Origin of the sequence: Beutenbergia cavernae DSM 12333 (assembly GCF_000023105.1) — a bacterium.
Taxonomy (GTDB): Bacteria; Actinomycetota; Actinomycetes; order Actinomycetales; family Beutenbergiaceae; genus Beutenbergia; species Beutenbergia cavernae.
The window spans coordinates 53,447-77,871 of the sequence record NC_012669.1 but is presented as its reverse complement, the minus strand read 5'-3'; the positions used below and the strand labels follow the sequence as shown (position 1 = coordinate 77,871).

General features: G+C 72.9%; 21 protein-coding genes. 8 read left to right on the top strand and 13 right to left on the bottom strand.

Annotated elements, in window-relative coordinates:
- The first annotated feature begins 61 nt into the window (after positions 1 to 61).
- From BCAV_RS00365 to BCAV_RS00355, 3 genes are read left to right on the top strand one after another with little or no spacing between them, the layout of a single operon-like run.
- The gene (locus BCAV_RS00365) at positions 62 to 1,462 is read left to right on the top strand and encodes an FAD-binding oxidoreductase (protein WP_012725117.1); all 1,401 of its coding nucleotides are present in this window, start codon (positions 62 to 64) and stop codon (positions 1,460 to 1,462) included.
- A 29-nt stretch (positions 1,463 to 1,491) separates the two neighbouring features.
- Complete coding sequence (locus tag BCAV_RS00360) at positions 1,492 to 1,800, top strand: hypothetical protein (protein ID WP_012725116.1); 309 nt, start codon at positions 1,492 to 1,494, stop codon at positions 1,798 to 1,800.
- A 29-nt stretch (positions 1,801 to 1,829) separates the two neighbouring features.
- Positions 1,830 to 3,449: an N-acyl-D-amino-acid deacylase family protein gene (locus BCAV_RS00355; RefSeq protein ID WP_012725115.1), complete on the top strand. Its 1,620-nt coding sequence runs from the start codon at positions 1,830 to 1,832 to the stop codon at positions 3,447 to 3,449.
- 114 nt (positions 3,450 to 3,563) lie between these two features.
- Here the strand turns inward: BCAV_RS00355 and BCAV_RS00350 are convergent, their stop codons facing one another.
- Together BCAV_RS00350 and BCAV_RS00345 are read right to left on the bottom strand one after the other, a co-directional pair.
- Complete coding sequence (locus BCAV_RS00350) at positions 3,564 to 5,168, bottom strand: ankyrin repeat domain-containing protein (protein WP_012725114.1); 1,605 nt, start codon at positions 5,166 to 5,168, stop codon at positions 3,564 to 3,566.
- Between the two features lie 157 nt (positions 5,169 to 5,325).
- Positions 5,326 to 6,141, bottom strand: a complete 816-nt coding sequence (locus BCAV_RS00345) for a phytanoyl-CoA dioxygenase family protein (protein WP_012725113.1) — start codon at positions 6,139 to 6,141, stop codon at positions 5,326 to 5,328.
- Positions 6,142 to 6,212: 71 nt separating this feature from the next.
- Between BCAV_RS00345 and BCAV_RS00340 the strand changes: the two genes are divergently transcribed.
- Positions 6,213 to 7,073, top strand: coding sequence for a helix-turn-helix domain-containing protein (locus BCAV_RS00340; RefSeq protein ID WP_012725112.1), 861 nt, complete (start codon positions 6,213 to 6,215; stop codon positions 7,071 to 7,073).
- Between the two features lie 69 nt (positions 7,074 to 7,142).
- On the opposite strand, the gene BCAV_RS00335 is transcribed toward BCAV_RS00340, so the two are convergent.
- Positions 7,143 to 8,675: an alpha-N-arabinofuranosidase gene (locus BCAV_RS00335; protein WP_012725111.1), complete on the bottom strand. Its 1,533-nt coding sequence runs from the start codon at positions 8,673 to 8,675 to the stop codon at positions 7,143 to 7,145.
- A 208-nt stretch (positions 8,676 to 8,883) separates the two neighbouring features.
- On the opposite strand from BCAV_RS00335, the gene BCAV_RS00330 reads away from it, so the two are divergent.
- On the top strand, positions 8,884 to 9,411 hold the full coding sequence (locus BCAV_RS00330) for an AAA family ATPase (RefSeq protein ID WP_012725110.1): 528 nt from the start codon (positions 8,884 to 8,886) through the stop codon (positions 9,409 to 9,411).
- 155 nt (positions 9,412 to 9,566) lie between these two features.
- Here the strand turns inward: BCAV_RS00330 and BCAV_RS00325 are convergent, their stop codons facing one another.
- The 9 genes from BCAV_RS00325 to BCAV_RS00285 all read right to left on the bottom strand — a co-directional run bounded on the left by BCAV_RS00325 (position 9,567) and on the right by BCAV_RS00285 (position 20,720).
- The gene (locus tag BCAV_RS00325) at positions 9,567 to 9,995 is read right to left on the bottom strand and encodes a GNAT family N-acetyltransferase (RefSeq protein ID WP_222836663.1); all 429 of its coding nucleotides are present in this window, start codon (positions 9,993 to 9,995) and stop codon (positions 9,567 to 9,569) included.
- 190 nt (positions 9,996 to 10,185) lie between these two features.
- The gene (locus tag BCAV_RS00320; protein WP_012725108.1) at positions 10,186 to 11,976 is read right to left on the bottom strand and encodes a beta-L-arabinofuranosidase domain-containing protein; all 1,791 of its coding nucleotides are present in this window, start codon (positions 11,974 to 11,976) and stop codon (positions 10,186 to 10,188) included.
- Positions 11,977 to 12,004: 28 nt separating this feature from the next.
- On the bottom strand, positions 12,005 to 12,691 hold the full coding sequence (locus BCAV_RS00315) for a YesL family protein (RefSeq protein ID WP_012725107.1): 687 nt from the start codon (positions 12,689 to 12,691) through the stop codon (positions 12,005 to 12,007).
- Positions 12,691 to 13,647 (bottom strand): carbohydrate ABC transporter permease, encoded by a 957-nt coding sequence (locus BCAV_RS00310; protein WP_012725106.1) that lies wholly within the window; start codon positions 13,645 to 13,647, stop codon positions 12,691 to 12,693. The genes BCAV_RS00315 and BCAV_RS00310 overlap by 1 nt, the downstream gene beginning before the upstream one ends.
- A gap of 14 nt (positions 13,648 to 13,661) precedes the next feature.
- The gene (locus BCAV_RS00305; RefSeq protein ID WP_012725105.1) at positions 13,662 to 14,624 is read right to left on the bottom strand and encodes an ABC transporter permease; all 963 of its coding nucleotides are present in this window, start codon (positions 14,622 to 14,624) and stop codon (positions 13,662 to 13,664) included.
- Positions 14,625 to 14,730: 106 nt separating this feature from the next.
- Positions 14,731 to 16,386 carry a type 2 periplasmic-binding domain-containing protein gene (locus tag BCAV_RS00300; protein WP_012725104.1) on the bottom strand — a complete coding sequence of 552 codons (1,656 nt, stop codon included), beginning with the start codon at positions 16,384 to 16,386 and terminating at the stop codon, positions 14,731 to 14,733.
- A gap of 53 nt (positions 16,387 to 16,439) precedes the next feature.
- Positions 16,440 to 18,371, bottom strand: a complete 1,932-nt coding sequence (locus BCAV_RS00295; protein WP_012725103.1) for a glycoside hydrolase family 127 protein — start codon at positions 18,369 to 18,371, stop codon at positions 16,440 to 16,442.
- Between the two features lie 361 nt (positions 18,372 to 18,732).
- A complete protein-coding gene (locus BCAV_RS00290; RefSeq protein WP_012725102.1) occupies positions 18,733 to 19,740 on the bottom strand; it encodes a LacI family DNA-binding transcriptional regulator in 1,008 nt (335 codons plus the stop codon).
- Entirely contained in the window at positions 19,737 to 20,720 is a 984-nt protein-coding gene (locus BCAV_RS00285; protein ID WP_043346342.1) for a LacI family DNA-binding transcriptional regulator, read from the bottom strand. The genes BCAV_RS00290 and BCAV_RS00285 overlap by 4 nt, the downstream gene beginning before the upstream one ends.
- Before the next feature lie 55 nt (positions 20,721 to 20,775).
- Between BCAV_RS00285 and BCAV_RS00280 the strand changes: the two genes are divergently transcribed.
- The 3 genes from BCAV_RS00280 (at position 20,776) to BCAV_RS00270 (ending at position 23,777) form a co-directional block, all read left to right on the top strand.
- Complete coding sequence (locus BCAV_RS00280) at positions 20,776 to 21,285, top strand: histidine phosphatase family protein (protein ID WP_144016659.1); 510 nt, start codon at positions 20,776 to 20,778, stop codon at positions 21,283 to 21,285.
- Positions 21,286 to 21,681: 396 nt separating this feature from the next.
- Positions 21,682 to 22,956 (top strand): glycoside hydrolase family 27 protein, encoded by a 1,275-nt coding sequence (locus BCAV_RS00275; RefSeq protein ID WP_012725099.1) that lies wholly within the window; start codon positions 21,682 to 21,684, stop codon positions 22,954 to 22,956.
- Between the two features lie 206 nt (positions 22,957 to 23,162).
- The gene (locus BCAV_RS00270; protein WP_043346339.1) at positions 23,163 to 23,777 is read left to right on the top strand and encodes a GyrI-like domain-containing protein; all 615 of its coding nucleotides are present in this window, start codon (positions 23,163 to 23,165) and stop codon (positions 23,775 to 23,777) included.
- A 3-nt stretch (positions 23,778 to 23,780) separates the two neighbouring features.
- Here the strand turns inward: BCAV_RS00270 and BCAV_RS00265 are convergent, their stop codons facing one another.
- Positions 23,781 to 24,284 (bottom strand): DUF4232 domain-containing protein, encoded by a 504-nt coding sequence (locus BCAV_RS00265; RefSeq protein ID WP_083769896.1) that lies wholly within the window; start codon positions 24,282 to 24,284, stop codon positions 23,781 to 23,783.
- Positions 24,285 to 24,425: the final 141 nt, after the last annotated feature.

The following is a 24,425-nucleotide window of genomic DNA, read 5'->3' as shown; positions in this document are numbered from 1 at the left end:
CACTGCTCCCTAACGTCGAGGAGTCATTCTGCCACCGGCGGAGGAGAAGAAGGAGGACGCCATGTCCGCACTCGACACGGGACCGGACGCCGTCGTCGCCGAGCTCCGTCAGATGATCCACGGACGGACCGTCGGTCCCACGGATCCGGACTACGACACGGCGAGGAGGGTCTACAACGGGGCCGTCGACCGCCGTCCCGCGGCCGTGGTTCGCGTCTCGGACGTCGCCGACGTGATCCGGTGCGTCGAGCTCGCACGCGACCGCGGGCTCCCGCTCGCCGTCCGCGGCGGCGGGCACCACGGCGCCGGTTTCGGCGTGTGGGACGACGCCCTCGTCATCGACCTCGGCGACCTGCGGTCGGTCGCCGTCGACCCGCAGGGCGGCACGGTGCGCGTGGCCGCCGGGTGCACCTGGGCCGAGGTGGACCGCGCCACCGGGGAGTTCGGGCTGGCCACACCGTCGGGCTTCGTCTCGACGACCGGTGTCGCAGGGCTGACGCTCGGCGGTGGCACCGGCTACCTCACGCGGCACTACGGGCTCACCGTCGACAACCTCCTGTCCGCGAACGTGGTCCTGGCCGACGGTGACGTCGTCACGGCGAGCGCCACGGCGCACCCCGACCTGTTCTGGGCGCTGCGCGGCGGCGGCGGCAACTTCGGCGTCGTCACGTCGTTCACGTTCGCCTGCCACCCCGTGGGGGACGCCGGCGAGATCGTCGGCGGACCGGTGCTCTACGACCTGTCCGACACCGAGGAGGTCTTCCGGTGGTACCGCGACCTCGTGCCCGCGCTGCCGGACGAGCTCAACGGGTGGATCGGCGTCCTCGAGGTCCCGTCCGCCGCCCCGTTCCCCGAGGAGCTCTGGGCTCGCAAGGTCTGCGGGATCGTGTGGTGCTACTCCGGTCCTCGCGACCGGGCCGACGAGGTCCTGGCACCCGTCCGCGAGTTCGGGTCGCCGCTGCTGACCGGCCTGGCGCCGATGCCGTACGCCACGCTCCAGTCCGCGTTCGACGGCCTCCTGCCCGCCGGCCTGCAGTGGTACTGGAAGGCGGACTTCTTCGAGGAGATCACCGACGCCGCGATCGCCCTGCACCGGACGTACGGCGAGAGCATCCCGACGCCGCTGTCCACGATGCACCTGTACCCGATCAGCGGCGCCGCCTCCCGCGTGCCGGCGGACGCGACGGCTTTCGCCTACCGGCACGGCGGGTGGAACGGCGTCATCGCCGGCATCGACCCCGACCCCGCCAACCTCGCCAAGGTCACCGACTGGGCCCGGAGGTACTGGGAAGAGCTGCACCCGACGTCCGCCGGCGGTGCCTACGTGAACATGATGGGAGACGAGGGCCAGGAGCGCGTCCGGGCCGCGTACCGGGACAACTACGAGCGTCTCGTCGAGCTCAAGCGGCGCTACGACCCGCACAACCTGTTCCGGATCAACCAGAACATCGAGCCGGCCTGACCGGCGTGCCACCGAGGGGATGAGTCGCGATGGCCTCCACCCTCCCCCTCGTCGCGGGGGCGCTGTCCACGATCATCTTCGCGGTCAGCACCCTCCCGATGCTCGCGAAGGCCGCGCGGACCAAGGACCTGAGCTCCTACAGCCTGGGCAACCTCGGGCTCAGCAACGTGGGCAACGCCGTCCACTCGCTCTACGTGTTCAGCCTTCCGGCCGGTCCGATCTGGGTGCTGCACTCGTTCTACGTGGCCGTGGCGGTGCTGATGCTGGCGTGGTACCTGCGCTACGAGCACCGGCGGCGTGCGCCGGTGCCCGCCGACGACCCGGACGCCCTGGTCTGAAACCCTCCCGGCTGTGGGAGGGTCGGCGGGTGCCCTCCCGCGTCGTGTTCGCCGGCATCGACCTGATCGACGGGACGGGCGCACCCGCACGAGCGGCCGACGTCGTCGTCGACGGCGACTCGATCACCGCCGTCGTGCCGCCCGGATCCGGCCCGCTCGACGGCGCCCGCGTCGTCGACGGCGCGCTCCCCGACGGTCGCCGGGCGACCCTCACCCCCGGGTTCATCGACATGCACGCGCACTCCGACCTGGCGCTCGTCCACGACCGCGAGCACCTCGCGAAGGTCTCGCAGGGGGTGACGACGGAGGTCGTGGGGCAGGACGGCATCGCCTACGCACCGCTCGTCCTGGGCGGGTCGGACGTGACGTCCGACGTCGTCCGCCAGATCGCCGCGTGGAACGGCACCGGCGACGTCGCGTGGCGCACGGTGCCCGAGTATCTCCGCGCGGTCGACGGCGCCGCGGTCAACGCTGCTTTCCTCGTGCCACAGGGGAACCTGCGCATGCTCGTCGTCGGGCAGACCGACCGTCCGGCGAGCCCGGCGGAGGTCGCCCAGATGCGCGAGCTGCTCGCCGCGGGCCTGGACGCCGGGGCGCGCGGCATGTCGAGCGGGCTCACGTACACCCCGGGGATGTACGCGACCGCGGACGAGCTCGCGGCGCTCGCCGCCGTGGTGGCGGAGCGAGGCGGGTACTGGGCGCCGCACACCCGCGGCTACGGCGGCCACGCGCTCGACGCCTACCGGGAGGTGCTCGACGTCGGGCGGCGCACGGGCTGCCCGATCCACCTCACGCACGCGACGATGAACTACCCGCCGAACCGGGGCCGGGCGGCCGAGCTGCTGGCGCTCGTCGACGCCGCGCTCGCGGACGGCGTCGACGTCACGCTCGACACCTATCCCTACACGCCCGGCGCGACGACGCTCGCCGCGCTGCTGCCGAGCTGGGCCGCCGCCGGCGGCCCGGACGCGACGCTCGCACGCCTGCGCGACACGACGCCGTCGGGACCGCGCGCCGCGATCCTGGACGCGCTCGACGTGACGGGCTCCGACGGCAACCACGGCGAGGTGGTCGACTGGGCCGGGATCCAGGTCTCGGGGGTGACGACGGCGTCGCTCGCCGGAGCGGTCGGGCTGACGATCGCGGAGCTCGCCTCCCGGCGCGGGTTGCCGCCGTCGACCGCAGCGCTGGAGCTCATGGTGGCCGACGGCCTCGGGACCGGGATCCTCATGCACGTCGGCGACGAGGACAACGTGCGCGCCGTCATGCGCCACCCGCGGCACTGCGGCGGCAGCGACGCGATCCTCGTCGGCGCCCGGCCGCACCCGCGGGCGTGGGGCACGTTCCCGCGGTTCCTCGGCCACTACGCGCGGGACCTCGGCGTGCTGTCGATGCCGGAGATGGTGCGGCACCTGACGTCGAACCCGGCCGCACGGCTCGGACTGACCGACCGCGGCGTCGTCGCCCCGGGGATGCGCGCGGACCTCGTGCTGCTCGACGCCGACGCGGTGCTCGACGGCGCCACGTTCGACGCCCCGCGCACCCCCGCCGTCGGCATCTCCCACGTCATGGTGAACGGGGAGTTCGTGCTCGACGACGGCGTCCGCACCTCGGCCACGCCGGGGCGCGTGCTGCGGTCCCGGGGCTGAGCGGGCTGGCTCGCCTCGGCGGGGAGACAGGTCGGTGTGCGCCGCAATACGGCACTGATCCACCTGGCGGATCAGTGCCGTACCGCGCCGACGACACCTCGGGTCCCGGGCGGCTCAGGCGTGACCGGACTCGACTCGCACCTGACCCGGCGCTTCAGCGACGACCTCCGCGACGTCGTCGGCGAACACGTAGCCGTCCGGCACCTCGACGCCGTGGTGCAGCAGCGCCCGCGCGCAGCCCGGCCAGTCGGCGGCGGCGTCCTCGCGGTTGAGCGAGGCCCAGGAGAGCGTGCCGAGCACCGTGTCGCCGAACCCGTGGCGAGCGCGCCAGTCCGCGCCGTGGTCCAGCAGGAACGCGGTGAGCGCCGCGTCGCCCCGGAACACCGCGTGGTTGAGCGCCGTCCCGTCCCAGGAGCCGCGGACGTCCACCGGCCAGCCCGCCTCGACCATGACCCGGACCGCCTCGCCCGCGCCCTCCTCCGCGAGGTCCGGCAGGAGTCGGAGCTGCTCCGCGGACAGCGTCCCGACGACGTCGGGTCGCTCGCCGAGGAGGCGGCGCACCGTCGGGCGGTCGCCGGCGGCGCACGCCGCGGCGAACTCCTCCGCCGGGCTCAGGTCGTCGGCCGCGCCCGCCGCACGGAGCAGCTCCGCGACCTCGACGAGCCCGAACAGCCGCGCCAGTCGGTAGGCACTCACGCCGTGGGTCGTCGCGCGCGGATCGGCGCCGGCGTCGAGCAGCGTGCGCACGTGCGCGACCGACCGGCGTCGGCGGATCGCGAACAGCAGCGGCGCGCCCCATCCCTCGGACGGCTCGTTCGGGTCGCCTCCGGCGTCGAGCAGGAGCCGAAGCAGGCCGACGTCGTCCCGATCGCCGACGTCGAAGACGCGATACATCGCGTTCGTGCCGGTGATCGTGGCGCCCGCGTCGAGCAGGAGGCGGGCGCAGTCGGGGTCGTCGAGCGAGTGGTACAGCGACTCGCCGTCGTCGGGGTCGGCGCCTGCCGCGAGCAGCTGGGCGGTCAGCTCGCGGTCGTGGGTGAGGCCGGCCGCGCCGTACAGGGCGGACAGCGGGTACTCGCCCGGCTCGTCGTCGCCCGGCTCCGACCACCGAGTGAGAGTGGACTGGTTCGGGTCCGCTCCGGCGTCGAGCAGGAGGCGGGCGCACCGCCGGATCCCGTCCGCGTACTCCGGCTGCCGCACGAGCGACGAGTGCGTGAGGGCGACGAGCGGCGGGAGGCCCAGCGGGCCGCCCGCCCGGTTCACCCACCCCGGGTCACGCAGCGCGGCCCGGATCGTGGTCTCGTCGCCGACGGCGCACGCGAGCCACGGGTCGTCGCCCAGCAGGTCGGGTCGCTCGGTCAGCCAGCGGGCCGCGGAGCGCGGCTGCGCGGCGTAGGTGCCGCCGAGCGTGTCCCCGGCGTAGACGAGGCGCAGCCAGCGTGCCGTCGCGTCGCCGCCGGCGTTCGCGGCGCGCGCCTCGACGACGTCGCGCAGCTCGACCCACGAGGCCGCGCCGTGCTCGCGCGCGACGCACGACTGCGCATCGTGCAGGGCGAAGCCTCGGGCCGCGAGGGCGGCGTCGTCGAGCCCGGCGGCCGCGGGAAGTGCGTGGCGCAGCCGCGCGTACGCCTCGGGGTCGCCGGCGCGGTAACCGCGGAGCAGGCGCTTGGCCTGCTTGCGCAGGTGGTCGAGATCGGGGTGAGCGGGCAGCTCGGACATGGGGACCTCCGTGCGTCACGCCGACGGTCCGCAAGATCGGCTGCACAGGGGTCGGGCCGTGCTCGATGCGATCGGAGTGGGTTGAACCCTGCCCGCGGACCCGGGCGCGGCCCCGGCCGCGCACCGCGAGCATAGACCGACCACCCCGGTCAGCGCACTAGTGGGCGCTGCCCTCCCAGGCGTCGCCGCACGGCCCGCCGCCCGTGGCGTCGGCGATCGTCAGCTCCTCGCCGGTCTCGACGTCGACGAGCGGGTTGTAGGAGCGGGAGATCTCGGTGCTGCCCTGCGGCACGTAGTGGAAGATCAGGGACCGGCGGAAGCGGTCGGCCGTCGTGTTCGGCAGAGAGCCGTGGACCAGGCTGCCGTGGAAGAACAGCACGTCGCCGGCGCGCATCTCGCTCTGCACCGCCTCCATGCCCTCCGGCGGGCGGACGAGCCCCTTCGTGAACGACAGCTCGGCGTCGGCCTCCTCGGGGCAGACGACCTCCATCGCGTGGGAGCCCGGGACCACGGCGAGGCCGCCGTTGTCGGCGTCGCAGTCGTCGATCGCCAGCCACGCGGCGACGCAGGTCTCCGGGTGGGAGCGCAGGAAGAAGTTGTCCTGGTGCATCGCCTGGCCGCGGGCCGTGGGGGGCTTGAAGTAGAACATCGACTGGGCGCCCCAGACGGGTCCGACGAGCTCGGTCAGGACGTCGACCACCCGCCGGTCGGTCATGTACCGACGAGCCAGGCGGCCCACCTCCAGGTCCGCACGCCGGTGCGGATGCATGAAGCGCGGGAAGCGGGCCAGGATGTCGTCCTCGGGGACCTCGTGCACGGAACCGACGGCCGTCCGGTCGAGCTCGACCTGCTCCATGAAGGCGTCGCGGATCACCGCGACCTCGTCCTGACCTATGAGGCCGTCCACCTGGATGATGCCGTCGGTCTCGTAGCGTTCGCGGCGCACCGAAGGGGGCGCGGTGAGAGTGCTCATGCCGGCAGTCTGTCCCGTGGACGCCGTCGAGCACGAGTCGCTGAACGACCGAGAACATGGATAATCCTGCGATGGGCATGCAGCGTGACGACCAAGGCCCGGACTTCGAGCTGGTGCTCCCGGGTCACCTCGACGTCGGCGCCGAGTACGCCACCCACCGGCCGCACGGCCTGCCCGAGTGGGTGGTGATGCTGACGATCACCGGGCGGGGCGAGGTGCTGCCCGAGGCCCGCCGCGCCGACGTGGCGGCGTCGCTCGCCGTCCCGCCCGGAACGGCCGTCGCCCTGCACCCGCACACGCCGCAGCGGTACGGGACGGCGCCGGCGCCGGGCACCTGGGAGCTCCTGTGGGTCCACGTGCGGCCGCCCATGGCGTGGCTGCCCCTGCTGGACTGGCCGCAGCACGCGCCGGGCATCGGCGTCGTCCGCCTGTCGCCGGTGCAGGCGGAGCGGGCGGCGGCAGCGATGGAGCGCGCCGTCGCCGCGCACCGGGCGGCGCTGCCGCTCGCGCGGGAGTTCGCCGTGAACGCCGTCGAGGAGGCGCTGCTGTGGTGCGCCTTGGCGAACCCCCACCGCGAGCGCACCGACGCCACCGTGCGCGCGTTCGTCGAGCACGTGAGCGCGCACCTGGAGGAGCAGCACTCGGTGTCCTCGATCGCCGCGGCCCTCGGGCTCTCGGGCTCGCACCTCGCGCATGTCGTGAAGGAGGCGACGGGAGACCCGGTGATGGCGCACGTGCAGCGCCTGCGGATGGACGCCGCGTGCGAGCTGCTCGAGCGCACGGACCTGTCGGTCACGCAGATCGCCGCGCGGGTGGGCTACCCCGACCCCCTGTACTTCTCGCGGCGGTTCCGCGCCCACACGGGGGACGCGCCGCGGGACTGGCGCCGGGCGCGGCGGCCGCCTCGCGCCGAGGTAGTACTCCGCGGGTGAGGGAGTAGGTCCGGACCTACTCCCTCGCCCGTGGAGTACTACCTCGGCACGGTTCGGGGAACTCGGGCCTCAGGCGAGGTCGAGCTCGAGCGTCACGTACGAGTGCGCCGGGATCTCCACGGCCAGGCCGTGACCGAACGCGTCGTCCGTCACGGAGACGGCGTCGAAGGACGACGGCGCGACGGCGGCCGCGTCGGGCGTGTTGTGCGTCTGCAGCGAGTCGGCGGTGAGGATCCGGCCGCGGGAGGCGACCACCGATCGGCCGCGCAGATCCAGCACGACGGACGCGGCGCCGTCGGCGTCCAGATTCGTGAGCGAGACGAGCGCCGTGTCGCCCTTGACGGACGCGGAGGCCGAGATCAGCTCGAGCTCGCCGTCGCCGACCGCCTTCGTGCCGGCGCCCGTCAGGTGCACGTCCAGCGCGGCGGCGTCGTGGTGACCGGTGTTCATCTCGAAAACGTGGTACGTCGGCGTGAGCACGAGGGCGCCGGACTCCGGGTCCGTGAGGATCATGGCCTGCAGCACGTTCACCGTCTGCGCGATGTTCGCCATGAACAGCCGGTCGGCGTGGCGGTGGAACGCGTCGAAGTGCACGGACGCCACGAGCGCGTCGCGCAGCGTGTTCTGCTGGTACAGGAATCCGGGGTTCGTGCCCGGCTCGACGTTCCACCACGTGCCCCACTCGTCGAGCACGAGGCCGACGGTCTTGCCCGGGTCGTACACGTCCATGACGGCGGCGTGTCCGCGGATGATCTCCTCGACGCCGCGTGCCTTGACCATGGTCGTGTAGTAGTCGTCGGTGTCGAACTCGAGCGCGCTGCCCTTGTCGTGCCACGGCCCGGGCACCGTGTAGTAGTGGAACGAGATGCCCTGGAAGAAGCCGCGCGGCTCGCGCGTGCAGCCGAGGCAGCTGATCGCCTTCATGAGGGCCTCGGTCCACGCGTAGTCGCCGTTCGAGGCGCCGGCCGCGATGCGGTACAGCGAGTTGTCGCCGTGGTCGCGGCAGAACGTCGCGTACTGGCGGGCGAGGTCGGCGTACGCCTCGGCGCGCATGTTGCCGCCGCAGCCCCACGCCTCGTTGCCGATGCCCCAGAACGGAACCTTCCACGGCTCGTCACGGCCGTTCGCGCGGCGCAGGTCCGCCATGGGCGACGTGCCGGGGCGGGTCAGGTACTCGACCCACTCGCTCATCTCGCGCACCGTGCCGGAGCCGACGTTGCCGTTCACGTACGGCTCGGTGCCGAGCAGCTCGCACAGCGCCATGAACTCGTGCGTGCCGAAGGAGTTGTCCTCGACGACGTCGCCCCAGTGCGTGTTGACCATCCGCGGACGCTCGGAGCGCGGGCCGATGCCGTCGCGCCAGTGGTACTCGTCGGCGAAGCAGCCGCCGGGCCAGCGCAGGTTCGGGATCTGCAGCGCGCGGAGGGCCTCGACGACGTCGAGCCGGATCCCGCCCTCGTTCGGGACGTCCGAGTCCTCGCCCACCCAGAAGCCGCCGTAGATGCACCGCCCGAGGTGCTCGGCGAAGTGCCCGTACAGGTGGCGGCTGATCGTGGGGCCGGGGACGTCGAGGTCGATGACGGCGCGGGCGGTCGTGGTCATGGTGGGAGTGACTCCTCGTCGAGGCTCGTGTTGTTAACGTTCACACTAGGGGACGTTCCGGCGATCGGGGAACCTCCCGGATCCCTGTCATCGAGTGCATGACTCCTGCCGAGCTCGACGGCGTGTCGCCGGTACGCATCACGCACTCGAGGGTGAGGTGGGCCGCCGTCGCTCGGTGGAACAGTGACCGGATGGAAGGATGTGGGACATGCCTGCCGCCGCTGACGCCGTGCTCGTCACCGGGACGGTCGGCGTCGGAAAGACGAGCGTCGGCGAGTCGCTCAGCGCGTACCTGGAACACGCCCAGGTGTCGCACGCGCTCATCGATACCGACGCCGTCCGGCGCATGTGGCCCAGCCCGGCCGATGACCCGTTCCACCTCGCGCTCGAGCTCGCGAACGTCGCGGCGGTCGCGGCGAACTACCGAGGCGCGGGCGCCCAGCGGTTCGTCGTGACGGGCGTCCTCGAGCGCGGCGAGGACCGTGCGCGGTACGCCGAGGCGCTCGGCGCTGAGCGCCTGTTCGTGGCACGCCTGACGGCGGACGAGCACGTGGTTCGGCGCCGGCTCATCGCCCGGCACGACGACGACCCCGACGGCCTGCGCTGGCACCTCGCCCGACGCGGCGAGCTCGAGGCGATTCTCGACGCGGCGCAGCTCGAGGACGTGCTCGTGGACACGACTCGGCTCTCACCGCGCGACGCCGCCGAGCGGATCGCCGCCTCCGCGGACTGGTAGTCGCTCGGGGCGCGGCTCGCCCGTGACTCGCCGAGGCGGGCCGCGCCGCGCCGAGATGTCTCAATCGGTCGCTCCCGGGCACACCAAGCGACCGATCGTGCCGTTTGGCACGTTTCAACCAGATCTGGACGCCCGACCCTCTCGGAGGAGAAGCGTCAGCGCAGCTGGAGCGCCATCCACATCGACGGGTCCTCCAGGGGCGCGAAGCCCGCCGTCGCGTAGACCGCGTGCGCGTCCGCCGTCGCGAGCACGATCCGCCGCAGGCCGAGCCGCTCACCCTCTTCCCGCACGAGCCGCACCAGCGCCGTGCCGATGCCCAGCCCACGGACGCGCCGGGCGACGTACACGTCGCAGAGCCAGCCGAACGTGGCGCCGTCCGTGACGATGCGCGCGTACGCGACCTGTTCGCCGGTCGCGCTCTCGTACACGCCGAGGTTCAGCGAGCCCGCGATCGCGGCCTCCTGCGTCTCGCGAGCGCGCCCGCGGGCCCAGTAGGAGTCCTCCGACAGCCAGGTGTGCACGCGTTCGACGTCCAGGCGAGCGGCGTCGAACGAGGCCTCGTAACCCTCCGGGAGATTCGCCACCCGCACATCGTGGCAGCCGCCGCGAGCGCCCTGGCACCGATTCAGACCCGAGCGCGCCGCCCGGCGTCAGCCCGGCCGCGTGCGTGATCTCTCGCACGCGCGACGGCGTGTCGCCGGGACGGATCACGCACTCGGCGGAGAGCGGCGTCGGCGAGGTGCAGGTGCGACGGCCCGGACCGCGCCCGGACGCTCAGACGATGCGCGGGTCGTCGAGGTCGGCGTACACGCGGTACGGGACCCGCTCCGGGACGTCCGCGAGCGGTCGGAGCTCGCCGAGCGGCAGCCGCGCCGTCCCGACGCCGACCGGCGCGTACCGCAGCCCCTCCCCCCGTTCGAACGCGGCGTCGAGATCCACCATCTCCCACGGGGTCGGCAGCGACATCGGCATCGTCCAGTCCGCGTTCTGGGCCAGCACCACCGGGCCGTGGGCGAACGCGACCCGGTTCGGGTGCCAGCGGTCCACGGGCAGCACCCGCAGCCCGGCGCCGAGCGTGACGGTGACGACGTCGCCGTCCGCCCAGTCCCGCTCGAGCACGAACCAGTCCCCCGGCGTCGCCACGCCGTCGACCGCCACGCCGTTGACGGAGACCCGGAAGCCCTCGCTCCACGGCGGCACCCGGAGTCGGAGCCGGAACCTGCCGGAGCCGCCCACGGTGATCGTCGACGTGTCCTCGACCGGGAAGGCCGTGCGCTGCGTCAGCGTGACGGTCGAGCCGGCGGACTCCCACGACACGGTGGACGGGACGTACAGCGCGACGGCGAGCCCGCCGTCGTCGTCGCCGAAGTACACGAGGTCGGGCAGGTGCGACACCGCCTGGAGGTACGTGCCCGAGCAGCAGGGCCAGTCGTCCCAGTGCGGCAGCTTCGTCGCGATCCCGAGGCGGAGGTCCTGGTAGTACGGCGTCCGCCCACCCGGCCGCACCGGGGTCACCGCGCCGATCCCCGAGTACACGAGCTGCTCGACCCAGTCGGCGTACCGCGCCTCCCCGGTGTGCTTGAGCAGCGCGCTCGACAGCTTGAACGCGGCCCACGACCCGCACACGATCTCCGCGGTGTCCGTGCGCCACTCGATGCTCCGACCCAGCGAGCCGTCCTCGGGCAGGGTGAGCTCGCTCGGCCCGTAGCCGCCGGTCGCGTACGTCTGCGTCGTGGTCAGGTAGGTGTGGGCGTTGCGCAGGATGTCGAGGTACCGCACCTCGCCCGTGACCTCGTACGCGGCGGCGGCCGACGCGAACGTGTTGACGTGCGAGTACGCGTGCAGCCACGTCGGCACGTCCCACGGCTGCCCGGGCGGTGGCGGGGTGAGGAACCTGTCCCAGTAGGCGTCGTAGTGCCACTCGCTCGCGAACTCCCGCACGGCGTCGTCCGCCCCCGCCAGCCAGCCTCGGTAGAGGTTCTCCGCGAACGTGTACCACTCCATCGTGCGGGCGTGGCTCGCGGGCCCGATCCGGCCGCCCGCGAAGTCGTTCGGGGACGCCGCGGGACGAGCGCGCTCGAACGTCCGGGACGCCCACTCGGCCGTCCGTCCGAGCAGCGCGAGAGCGTCCTCGTGGCCGGCGTAGAGCGCCGTGTCGGCCAGCCCGCACACGAGCTTCTCGTACCCGTACAGCCCCATCCGCGCGTCGCCGTCGTCGCCCACGGTGGCCGCGAACGCGTCCACGAGATCGACGGCCCGCTGGGACGCCTCCGCGACGCCGGCCGTGACCCCGAGCCGTGCGAGGCCGCTCACCCACTGGCCGAACGTCGGCTGGCTCGTCCGGCTGGACCAACCGGTCATCGGGTTCCCCGGCGCGGGCAGCCCGGCCTGGAGGCGGAAGCCGTGCACGACGTCGTCGGGCGACATCCCGAGGTACGTCTCGGCCGCATCCGCGATGCGGTCAGCGAGCGGGCCGTCGGTGATCCGCACCCGACCGGTGTAGCCGAGCGGGCGCAGCACGGCGGAGACGGCGGAGCGCGACGGCGGGGTCTCGGGCGCGGTCATGTCGTCCTTCCTTGGGGGGTGACGGGCGTCAGCGGGCGCCGACGAGCGGGGACGACGGCGTCCCGGACGTTGCGTCCGGCGTGCTCTGGGGCGCCGTCAGCACGCCGCTGCCCCACACGGACGCGGTGGCGACGGCGGCCGGTGCGACGACGCCGAAGACCGGGATCAGTCCGGGCACCAGGTAGTAGAGGCAGAGGACGACGGCGACGCCGAGGCTCGCGAGCAGCGCCGCGGCCGGGCGCGCCGCCGCGAGGACGGCGCCACGGCGCAGCAGCGCCAGCGCGCCGTCCGTGAAGTGCGCCTGCAGGACCCAGGCGTTCACCGTGACGACGCCGAGCGCGATGCCAAGCACAGTCACGAGCCCCGCGAGCACGGGAGCCGCCCCGCCGAGGTCGACGCTCTCGACGAGCCGGCGGTCGAGCACGAGGAACGCCCACGCGAGCGCCAGGCCGTACCCGAGCCGGTTGGCGACGGCGAAGTCGTCGTGCCAGGTCCGGCGCACGCGGTCCCGCATGTCCCGGAAGGACGGCGGCTCCGCCCCCCGGCGGTGGGCGAGGACGACGTCGCGGGCCGCCGCGTGGACGCCGGCCGTCGCGGGGAACGCGCCGAGCAGGATCCCGCCGCGCAGGGTCCAGGCGAACCACAGCAGCTGCGCGCCGAGGAGCTGGATGCCGAGCCGGCCGAGCCGCTGGTGCCAGGTGAGGACGGCGCCCATCAGCCCTTCACCGACCCGATCATCACGCCCTTCTCGAAGTACCGCTGCAGGAAGGGGTAGAGCAGGATCACCGGCAGCGTGGAGACGATGATGACCCCGTACTTGATCTGGTCGGCGTACTGCTGCGCATAGCTTCCGCCCCCGGATCCGCCGGACCCTCCCGCGCCGCCGGAGAACGCCTGGTTCGAGATGAGGATGTCGCGCAGCACGATCTGCAGGGGTTGCTTGGAGTAGTCCCGCACGAACACGAGGCCGGTGAAGAAGTCGTTCCAGTGCTGGACGAGGTAGTACAGGCCGATCACCGAGATGATCGCCATCGACAGCGGCACGGCCATCCGGAAGAAGAACTGGAAGTACGTCGAGCCGTCAAGCGTCGCCGCCTCGAACAGCTCCTCGGGGAGGGAGTGCTCGAAGAAGGCCCGGGCGATGATGAGGTTGTACACGTTCACCGCGGACGGAAGCACGAACACCAGCCAGTTGTCGAGCAGGTTGAGGTCGCGGTAGAGCAGGTAGGTCGGGATGAGGCCGCCCGAGAAGAACATCGTGAACGCGAAGAACAGCATGAGGAAGCGCCGCGGCGCGAACTCCCGGCGCGACAGCGCGTACGCGGCCGGAAGCGTCACCACGAGGTTGAGCGCGGTGCCGACCACCGTGTACAGCAGCGTGTTGCGGTACCCGGTCCAGATGCGGGCGTCCGCGAAGATCTGCTCGTAGCCGAACCAGTTGATGCCGCGGGGCCAGAACGACACGCGGCCGGTCGAGACGAGCGTGGGGTCGCTGACCGACGCGATCGCCACGAAGTAGATCGGGTACAGCGTGGCGAACAGGATCACCACGCACACCAGACCGAGCCCGATCATGAAGGCGAGGTCACCTCCGGTCCGCGGCCGGAGCGTCGAGAGCAGCGACCCGCCCGGGGCGCCCGCCGTCGCGGCGGGTCGTGAGAACAGAGCCATCGTCCGTCTCCTCCTCACCACAGGCTCGTGTTCGACACGCGCTTCGCGACCTGGTTCGTGACGACCAGGAAGGCGAAGTTGATGAGCGTGTTGAACAGGCCGATGGCGGTGCCGTAGCTGAACTGGTTGCCGATGATCCCGATCTTGTAGACGTACGTCGCGATCACCTCGGAGATCCCGAGGTTCAGCGGGTTCTGCATGAGGAAGATCTTTTCGAACCCGGTGGCGAGCACGCCGCCCATGTTGAGGATCAGCAGGACGATCATCGTGGGCACGAGCGCCGGGAAGTCGACGTGGCGGATGATCTGCATCCGGTTCGCGCCGTCGATCTTCGCCGCCTCGTACAGCTGGGGACTGACGCTGGCGAGCGCCGCGAGGTAGATGATCGAGTTCCAGCCGGTGTGCTGCCACGCCTCCGAGATGACGTAGGCGGGGACGAACGCCGTCGTATCACCGAGGAAGTTCACCCCGGTGATCCCGAGCGCCTCGAGGAAACGGGTGATCAGCCCGGACGACGGCGACAGGAACACCTGGAGCATGCCGACGATGACGACGATGGAGATGAAGTGCGGCAGGTACGTCGCCGTCTGCATGAACTTCTTCCGGCGCCTCCCGATCACCTGGTTCACGATGAGGGCCAGCACGATCGGCGTCACGAATCCGACGACGAGCGTCGAGACGCTGATGACGACCGTGTTCCGCATGAGCGTCCAGAACAGCGGGCTCTCGAAGAACTGGATGAAGTACGTGAAGCCCACCCACGCGCCGCCGGTGATACCGGTGGCGAAGTTGAACTCCCGGAACGCCAGCTGGATCCCGTACATCGGCACGTACATGAACACAGCGATGAACGCGATCGCCGGAGCCACCATCGCCCACAGCTGCCAGTACCTGCCGATGTGTCGCGACAGGCGCCCGCGCTTCCGCGGCGCCTTCAGCACGGACGGGGGCGCCACCTCACGAAGCGTCACTGCCATCACTCACACCCTTCCTGCTCCAGGACGTGCTCGGCCCCCACCGGCGTCGGTCGGCCGCGTCGGCGCCCCGGTCCGTGGGCCTGGGCCCGCGGACCGGGGCGAACGCTCAACGGTTCTCCACGTACTCGTCGTAGTACCGCTGGTGGATCTCGATGTTCTGCGTCAGGCCCGAACCCTCGAGCTGGGCGACGTAGTCGTCCCACTGGTCCGTCGCACCGCCGCCGGTGATCCACTCCGCCCACTTCTGCATGGCGATGTTCAGCACGTTCGTGTTGTTGAGCGAGACCGTGCTGAGGTCGGCCTGATCCATCTTGATGAGCTCGCCCGGCCACACGTTGTTCTCGATGTCGATGTTGTCGAGCGCCTCGCCGAGCGGCTCCTCCTGCTCGGCGGACTCCAGCAGGTCGGCGGGGGCCGTGACGTCGATGTCGTCACGGATCCAGCTCGGGCCGTTGTCGGCGAGCGTGGTGGTCCACTTCCACGTCGACGGGTCGGACGTCCCGTCTGCCGGCGGCAGCACCTCGTACGTGGAGTCGTCGATCTGCTCGATGTTCTGGCCGAACTCGCCCCACAGCACCTGCAGCGACATGTCCTGGTCGTAGAACGCGTCGATTACTCGCAGCGCGGCGTCCTTCACGTCCGTGCTCGCGGACATCGTGACCTGGTTGATGCCGTAGTTCAGGCCGTAGGAGTCGAACGACCAGACCGGGTCGACACCCTCGACCACCATGGGGCCCGTCGCCGCGTACTGCGGCGCGAGCTGGGCGCCGAACCGGTCGCTCGACGTCCAGCCCCAGCTGAACCCGACGCGCGCCGTGTCGCCGTCGCCGCGGCCCACCGACTGGTAGGCCGAGTAGTCCTGCGTCATGACCTCCTCGCTGATGAGGCCGGCCGCGTAGCACTCGTGCAGGAACTCGACGACGTCGCGGTAGCGCTCGTCGGTGAGGAAGTTGCCGACCTCGCCGTCCTCGACGAAGTAGCCTGCACCGCCCCCGCCGGAGATCGGGAGCCCGAAGCTGCCGAGGAACGCCGTCGGCTGGAAGAAGCCGAAGCCGCCGGTGCCGGTGGGCGACCAGTCCATGGGGATCTCGTCGTTCGGGTCCCCGTTCCCGTTCGCGTCCTCGTCCTTGAACGCGACGAGCACGTCGAACAGCTCGTCGAGGGTGGTCGGCGTCTCGAGGCCGAGGTTGTCGAGCCACTCCTGGTTGACGTACTGCCGCGTCGCGGTCTGCGGCCAGAAGCGGCGGTACCCGGGGAGGCCGTAGATCGTGCCGTCCGGCTGGGTCGCCATGATCTCCGTCTCCGGCAGCGCCTCGAACATGCCCTGCACGTTCGGGAGCGCGTCCAGGTCGTCGCTCAGGTCCTCGAAGAGGCCCTGGAACGTCGCGAAGTCGGAGTTGGTGATCGCGTTGGTCCCGACGATGAGGTCGGGGATGTCACCGGCCGCGAGCATCGTGGACTTCTTCTGGTCCCAGTCGGCCGACACCTCTTCCCACTCGATCGTGACGTCGGCCGCCTCCTCGAGGTCGGCCACCCAGCCCATGTCGGCCATCGGCCCCGTGAGCGGGTGCTTGAGCACGAGGATCTGGATGGTCTCGCCGCCGCCGCTGTCGCCGTCGGCCTCCCCGCCGCCGTCGCCCTCGCCACCCCCGCCGCCGGTGCAGGCGGTCAGCACCAGGCTCGCCGCCGCGAGGCCCGCGGCGGCGCCGGTCGCCGCTCTCGTGCGGCCCGGCCTGCGCCGAGCCGTCGTCGTTCTGCTCATGAGCTCCTCCTCGAGTTCAGGCCGTGCGCGCGGTCCGACGCACGTGCCGGTGGTCAGTCCGTTGACTCCGGTGCGGGCAGCCAGACCCGCATCGCTCCCGGGGCGCGGTTGCCCCACGTGGCGAAGGGGACGGCCGTGACGGGGACGCGGCGCGCCGCGCCGTCCCCGGTGGTCGACGACGGCGTCCCCGCCGCGGCGGTGCGGTACAGCTGAGTGGGGGTGCCGCTCGTGCGGCAGGTCACGTCGAGCACGAGGGCGCCGTCGTCCCGGGTGCGTTCGACGGGAGCGGCGGCGGGGTCGACGACGAGGTCGTCGACGGCGACGCCGTCCGGCACGTCGGCCTGCTCGACGCAGTACACGAGCGGGCCGCGCTCGAGCGCGAGGCAGCCGCGGGCGGCGTCGACGCGCGGGTGCGCCTGCGTCCAGCGCGGCGTCACGTCGAGCTCGAGCCGCCACGCCGCGCCGTCGGCGAGGTCGACGCGGACGTAGCCGTCCTCGGCGGCGACCGGGACGCCGTCGAGCAGCGTGCGGGTGGACCACGCCGGGACGCGCAGAGCGAGGTGCGCGCCGGGCGCGGGCGTGCCGCGGACGGCGAGGTCGACGACGCCGGAGCGCGGGTAGTCGGTGCGGACCTCGAGGACGCCGGTGCCCAGGTGCTCGGGCAGGTCGATCTCCGCGTCCGCGTACTGGTGGAGCCAGAGGGTCTCGGCCGTGCTCGACGCCACGTACGCCGCCAGCTGCGCGACGACCCGCGCGATGTTCGGCGGGCAGCAGGCGCAGGAGTACCAGGCCGCACGCTCGCGCGGGGCGTTCTCCTCGGAGTGCCGGTCGGGCCGCAGCTGCAGCGGGTTGGAGTAGAAGAACCGCGTGCCGGTCGCGTCGACGGACGCCGCGAGCGCGTTGTGGATCTCGCGCTCGACGACGTCCGCGTGCGCGGCGGTGCCGCCGACGAGCTGGAGACGCCAGGTCCAGTGCAGGTCGGCGATCGTGGCGCACGTCTCCGCGTAGGCACGCTCCGACGGGAGCTCGTAGGCGTCACCGAAGGCCTCGTCGCGGTGCCGGGAGCCGAACGCGCCGGTCAGGTACATCTTGCGCTCGTGCGCGTCGACCCACTGGGCGCGCATCGCGTCCAGCAGCTCTGGCTCGCCGGTCTCGAGGTAGACGTCGGTGACGCCCGCGTCCAGGTACAGCTGCCGGACGGCGTGGCCGACGGCGGTGCGCGCCTCACGCACCGGGGCGTGGTCCTGGAAGTACCGCGGACCGAACGAGCCGGCCTTGAGCAGACCCCGGCCGCGCAGGTCGATCATCCGCTGCGCGAGGGCGAGGTGGCGTTCGTCGCCGGTGTGCCGGTACAGCTCGACGAGCGCCGTCTCGATCTCCGGGTGGCCGCAGATCCCCTCCTCGCGCCCGGGGCCGAAGCGCCGGTCGACCAGGGCCACGAAGCGCTCGGCGATGCGGAGGAGGTCGGCGCGGCAGGTGGCGCGGTCGAGGGCGACGGCGGCCTGCACCAGGTGCCCGAGCACGTACATCTCATGGGTCCACTCGAGCTCCGCGAACCGCTTCTCCGGGTGCAGGCCCTGGATCCAGGTCATGACGTAGCCGGTGTCGTCCTGAGTGCGGGCGACCAGCCCGACGACGTCGTCGAGCCACGCGTCCCACCGGCCGGTGCCGGAGCGGGCGATCTCCCAGGCGACGGCCTCGATCACCTTGTACAGGTCGGAGTCGGCGAACACGAAGCCCCGGTACGGCGCGCCCGACTCGCCGATCACCCGGCGGAAGTTGTCCAGCACGCCCGACGCCTCGAGCTGCTCGATGCAGTGCGGGATCGTCGCCGTCGCGTTGCGCTCCTGCCAGGCGCCGAGCGGGCCGGCGGAGCTCAGCCGCACGGCGCGGACGTCGAGCGGCCTGTGCTGCGCCACTGCCGCTCGCGGCGTCGCGGGCGCTGCCACGAGCGCGTGCGTGGGCGGGGCTGGGGTGGTGGTCAACTCTGACTCTCTCCTCGGACGTCGTCGGCTGGGGGCGATCTTGCGCCCGACTGTTCAGCGTTGTCAACCACTAGACAAGAACTGGATGTGAACGTTATCAAGGCGTGACCCCGGGGGCGCGGGGCGCCGTCACGCGCCGAGCTCGTACCCTCCCGGCGAGCTCGTACTCCCCGGAGTACGACGTCGCCGCCTGGGTACGAGCTCGGCGGAGCACGGCCACCCCCGTCCCGCGCGAGTTCGTACCTTCCCGGCGAGCTCGTACTCCCGGGAGTACGACGTCGCCGCCTGGGTACGAGCTCGCCGGAGCACGGCCGCCCGCGGCCGCCTCCGGGACTCGAGCTCGGCGGACGCGGGCCGCGAGCTACACCGGCGGCCGCGAGGAGTCGCGCACCACGAGGTGCGCACTGGTCTGCACGTGGCGCGCAGCGCCGTCGTACCCACCGAGGCGCTCGACGAGCATGGCGACGGCGGCCGCCACCATGTCCTCCTGGTGCGGGCTGACCGAGGTGAGGGACGGCGTCGTGAACTCGCCCTCGTCGGTGTCGTCGAAGCCGGTGACGGCGACGTCCTCCGGGACGCGCCGGCCATGCCCGCGCAGCGCGCGCAGCGCACCCACGGCGACGGCGTCGTTCACGCACATGGCGGCGTCGAACCGGGCACCGGACTGCAGCAGCCCCACCATCGCCTCGTACCCCGAGACGCGTCGGTCCCAGTCCGACCCGCGGGCGATCAGCGCGGGGTCGACGTCGATGCCGTGCTCCGCGAGCACGCTGCGGTACCCCTCGTAGCGCGAGCCGGACGGCATCTCACCGCGGGGAGCGTTCCACACGAGCGCGATCCGCCGTCGTCCGCCGTCGAGCAGGTGACGCGCCACCGCCTCAGCGCCCGCGCGCTCACCCATGATGACGCCGTCGATCCGGTCGACCGGGCCACCCCCGACCTGCACCACCGGCCGCGGCAGCACGGCGTCGCCGATGAGCTCCGCCGAGAGCAGGTGCGGGCAGATGACGACGGCGTCGACGTCGCGCGTGGACACGCCGAGCACGGCGTCGAGCTCGGAGCGTCCGTCGGGCGCGATGCGCAGCGTCGTCGCGAGCCCGTGCGCCTCGAGCGCGAGGATGAGCCGCTCGGCCATCTCCGCGAAGTAGGGCTGGTAGAGCATGGGGACGACGACGGCGACGCGCCCCGTCCGCCCGGATGCGAGCCCCCGTCCGGCCGGGTTGACGGCGTAGCCCACCTGCGCGATCGCCTCCCGGACCGACTCCCGCGTGCGCGCCGAGACGCCGGGGCGCCCGAGCAGGACGTTCGAGACGGTCTTGGCGGAGACGCCGGCGACCGCCGCGACGTCGGCGAGCGTGGGCGCCTTCACGACATCCCGCCCAAGGTCGACTCCCGGCGGATGAGCTCGACCGGGGAGATCACGCGGCGCGGCTCCGCGGGTGCGGTGCCGGAGAGCCGGTCGGCGAGCAGGTCGATGGCCGCCCTGGCCAGGCGGCCGGGGCCTGGATCGACGGTGGTGAGGCTCGGCGTCGTGAACTGGCCGTCGTCGAGGTCGTCGAAGCCGATGACGGCGACGTCGTCCGGGACGGCCACGCCGTCGCGCGCCAGAGCGGCGAGGGCGCCGAGCGCGACCTCGTCGGAGCCGCAGACGAGGGTGTCGAGGTCGGGTCGCTCACGACGCGCACGGTCGACGACGTCGGCCCCGTCCGCGCGAGTCCGGACGCCACCGATGGCGGGGGCAGGCTCCGTGACGCCGGCGGACGCGAGCGCGGCGCGCATCGCCTCGACACCACCCGCGCCGCGGTCGAGCCCGAGGAGCACGGGACGCGATCGCCCCATGACCACGAGGTGGCGGGCCACGAGGGAGGCGGCCTCGACGAGGTCGGCGTCCACCGCGTCGACGGTGCCCCGCCCGCCGCCGTGCACGAGGACCACCGGGTGCTGGGCCCGCAGCCCGGTCAACAGGTCCTCGCCCGGATCCCCGATCAGGACGAGGCCGTCGAAGATCCGGCCGCGGGCGTCGAGCAGGTCGCGCAGGCGGGCAGGATCACCGTGCGTGGGTTCGACGGCGGCCTGAAGCCCACGCCGCCCGATCTCGTCGACGAGCGCTTCTCCCAGCATCGCGAGATGCGGCCGGCGGAGCTCCGTGACGGCGACGGCGACGAGCCCGGTGCGGCCCGTCCGGAGGGTGCGGGCGCTGCCGTTGGGCACCCAGTCGAGCTCGGCGATCGCTGCGCGCACCCGTCGGACGACCTCGGGCCGCGTGTGCGGCTCGAGGTTCACCACGCGCGAGACGGTCTTCACCGACACGCCCGCGAGCGCGGCGACGTCGCGCATCGTGACCGGCATGCGCTCAGGGTAGGACGGGCCGGACCCGACGCCAGGCGCGGGTAGCGTGCGGCAGGTGGCGGCGAGGCGGGTGCACCTGCTCCGCCACGCGATGCCCGCGGCACGGCCCGACGCCGACCCCCGTGCCTGGCCGCTGAGCGACGAGGGCAGGGCGGCAGCTGCGCGCCTGGCCGGCACGCTCCCTGCGGGGCTGCTGCTGAGCAGCACCGAGGCCAAGGCCGTCGAGACGATCACGCTGGCCGCGGGACCTCCGACGACCGACGCGCGGTTCGGCGAGGTCAGCCGCCCGGGCGAGCCGTTCGACGACGCCGTGGTCGCGCGACGCCGGGCGTGGGTCGAGAGCCGGCTCGATGTCCGGCACGCCGGGTGGGAGACGCCGGACGAGGCCGCCGCACGCTTCGACGCGGGCGTGCGTGCGTACCCGGGCGAGGACATGGTCATCGCCACGCACGGCATGGTGATGGTGGCGTGGCTCGCGCGGGTCGGCGTCGTGTCCGCGGGCGCCGCCGCCGGGGAGCTGTGGATCGGGCTCGCGTTTCCCGACCTCGTCACGGTGTGCGTCTAGGTGCACTCGGCCTCGACGTCGGTGGCGGCGAGCCTGCGCCGGGTTCCCGCCGTGGCGTCCGAGTGCCGGGCGTGGCGTCCGGCTGCCGGGCGTGGCGTCCGGGTGCGGAGCCTGCGTCCGAGTGCCGGGCGTGGCGTCCGAGTGCGGGCCGTGCGTCCGAGTGCGGTGCGGCACGGCCCGCACTCGGACGCTCACCCCGCACTCACCCCGCACCCACCCCGCACCCACGCCGATCCCATGCACCGCCGCGCCCCTGGCGCCACGCTCGTGTCCGCAAGGGTTAGTGTGAACGCTCACATCGCCCGACCGACACCGGAGTCCGCCGTCGTGACCTCATCCGTTCCGCACCAGCCCGCCGTCGCGCCGCCCACGCCGCCGGTCCGCACCACGCCGCCGATGGGCTGGAACAGCTGGGACTGCTACGGCACGACCGTCACGGAGGCCGAGGTCGTCGCGAACGCCGAGTTCATGGCCACCCACCTGCGCGCGCACGGCTGGGACACCGTCGTCGTCGACATCGCCTGGTACGACCCCACCGCGAAGGCCCACGGCTACAACGACGACGCCCCGCTCGAGCTGGACGCCCACGGCCGCCAGCTCCCCGCCCCGAACCGTTTCCCGAGCGCCGCCGACGGCGCCGGCTTCGGCCCGCTCGCGGCAAAGGTCCACGAGCTCGGACTCCGCTTCGGGCTGCACGTCATGCGCGGGATCCCGCGGCTCGCCGTCGATCGCGACCTGCCGATCGCCGGCACCGGGTGGACGGCCCGCGACGCCGCCGACACCAGCTCGATCTGCCCCTGGAACCCGGACAACTACGGCCTCGATCACACGCATCCCGCCGCGCAGGCGTACTACGACGCGCAGGTCGCCCAGTTCGCCGCGTGGGGCGTCGACTTCGTCAAGGCCGACGACATGCTCTGGCCCTACCACCACGCGGAGATCGAGGCCTACGCCCGGGCGATCGAGCGGTCCGGCCGACCCATGGAGCTGAGCCTCTCCCCCGGCCGAGACATCTCGCTCGCGCACCTGGACCACCTGCGCGCGAGCTCGGCGATGTGGCGCGTCAGCGACGACCTCTGGGACCGCTGGGACGACGTCGAGGCCCAGTTCGCGCGCATGGCGCGTTGGGCGCCGCACCAGTCGCCCGAGGGCTGGGCCGACGCCGACATGCTCCCCCTCGGCCGGATCGGCATCCGCGCCGAGCGCGGCGACGACCGCCACTCGCGCCTCACCCCGGCCGAGCAGGTCACGCTCCTCAGCCTGTGGGTGATCTCCCGCTCGCCGCTCATGATGGGCGGCGACCTGCCGACGTCGTCCCCCGAGACCATCGCCCTCCTCACCAACGACGCCGTCCTCGACGTCCTGCGCACCTCGCGCGCGAGCCGCGAGGTGCTGCGCGAGGGCGACCTCGTGCTGTGGACGGCCGAGGGGGCCGACGACGGCGGCACGCGCCTCGTGCCGTCGGGTGCGCCGGTGCGCTACGCGGCTGTGTTCCACCTCGGCGACGAGCCGACCCGCGTGAGGCTCGCCCTCGGCGACGTCGGCGGACTCCCGACGGACGCCGTCGTCGACGTCTGGTCCGGCGAGCAGGTGCCCACGGTCGCCGGCGCGCTCGAGCTCGACCTCCCGGCCCACGGCGCGCACCTGCTCCGCCTCTCGCCGCGGAGCTGACGCCGGGCGACTCCGAGCGACGCCGGGCGACGCCGCGAGTCCACGACCCGCAGGGCCTTCCCCCATCTCACGCAGCTACGTCACTGACCCGCCCCGTGGGTCACTGCCGTAGCGCGGCGCTACGTCACTGACCCGCCCCGTGGGTCACTGCCGTAGCAGCGCGAGACCACCCTGCCCCTCCCGGCATGCCGGGCAAGAATGGGGACGTGCCGTTCGACGTCAAGCGGGAGCTCCCCGCCCTCTACGCCCCGAAGAACCGCGCCTGGGACCTGCTCGACGTCCCGCCGCAGCAGTTCCTCGCGGTCGACGGCGAGGGGGACCCGAACACGTCGGAGGCGTACGCGCGCGCGGTCGAGGCGCTCTACGCCGTCGCGTACACGCTCCGGTTCGCGAGCAAGCGGGACGGGTTCGAGTTCGTCGTCGGACCGCTCGAGGGCCTGTGGTGGTCGCCCGACCCGGCCGTGTTCACCGCGCGGGCCAAGGAGAAGTGGCACTGGCGGATGCTCATCACGCTGCCCGAGCGCCTCACCGGGGCGCAGGTGACGCAGGCCGCCGCGGCCGCGCAGGCGAAGAAGGGACTGCCGGCGATCTCCGACGTCCGGCTCGAGCGGATGCACGAGGGGCTGTGCGCGCAGGTGCTGCACCTCGGGTCGTACGACGACGAGACACCCGTGCTCGCCGAGCTCCACGAGCGCTACCTGCCGCAGCTCGGCCTCGTCCCCACGGGTCACCACCACGAGATCTACCTCGGCGACCCGCGGCGGACGGCGCCCGAGAAGCTGCGCACGGTGATCCGGCAGCCGGTCGCGCCGGCCCCGTAGCGCTCAGAGGAGGTCCTCGAAGCGCGCGGCCCAGGCCGTGACCGTGACCTCGCCGCCGTCGAGCACGTCGAGGGAGGAACCGGGCGCGTAGCCGGGGATGGACGTCACCGGGAGCTCCACGGGGTTCGCCCCTCCGGGCGGTGTGAGCAGCACGGCGACCGTCACGTCGGGGTCGAGCGACGTCGACATCGCGCCCCAGCCGGCCACCGCGAACGCCTCCGCACCCGGGTCGAGCACGAGCGGTCGGGCGCCCAGGTCACGTGCGCCGAACGGGTCGCCGTCGAGCACCGACGCATCGACGAGCTCCCCCGAGGCTGCCCGGAAGGCCAGGTCCGGGTAGCCGGACAGGGAGCACGCGGTGTCCCCCGCGTTCCGGACGGCCAGGCCGAGCAGGCGGTGCCCGGTGAACGCGTCGGCGCCGTGCAGCCGCACCGCGAGGACGCCCGGATCGCACGCCGGCGGTGCACCCTCCGGAGGCACCACGACCGCCACCCGACGCACTCGCACCCCGGCACGCTAGACGCACTCACCGCCGTCGTCGTCGGGCTTCACCGCACCGCGCCGGCACCTTCACCGCATCCGCCCCTCGACGCACACGGAGGGCACGGCGAGACTGTGCGGGACGTCGTCGTCAGCGAAGGAGCGCGT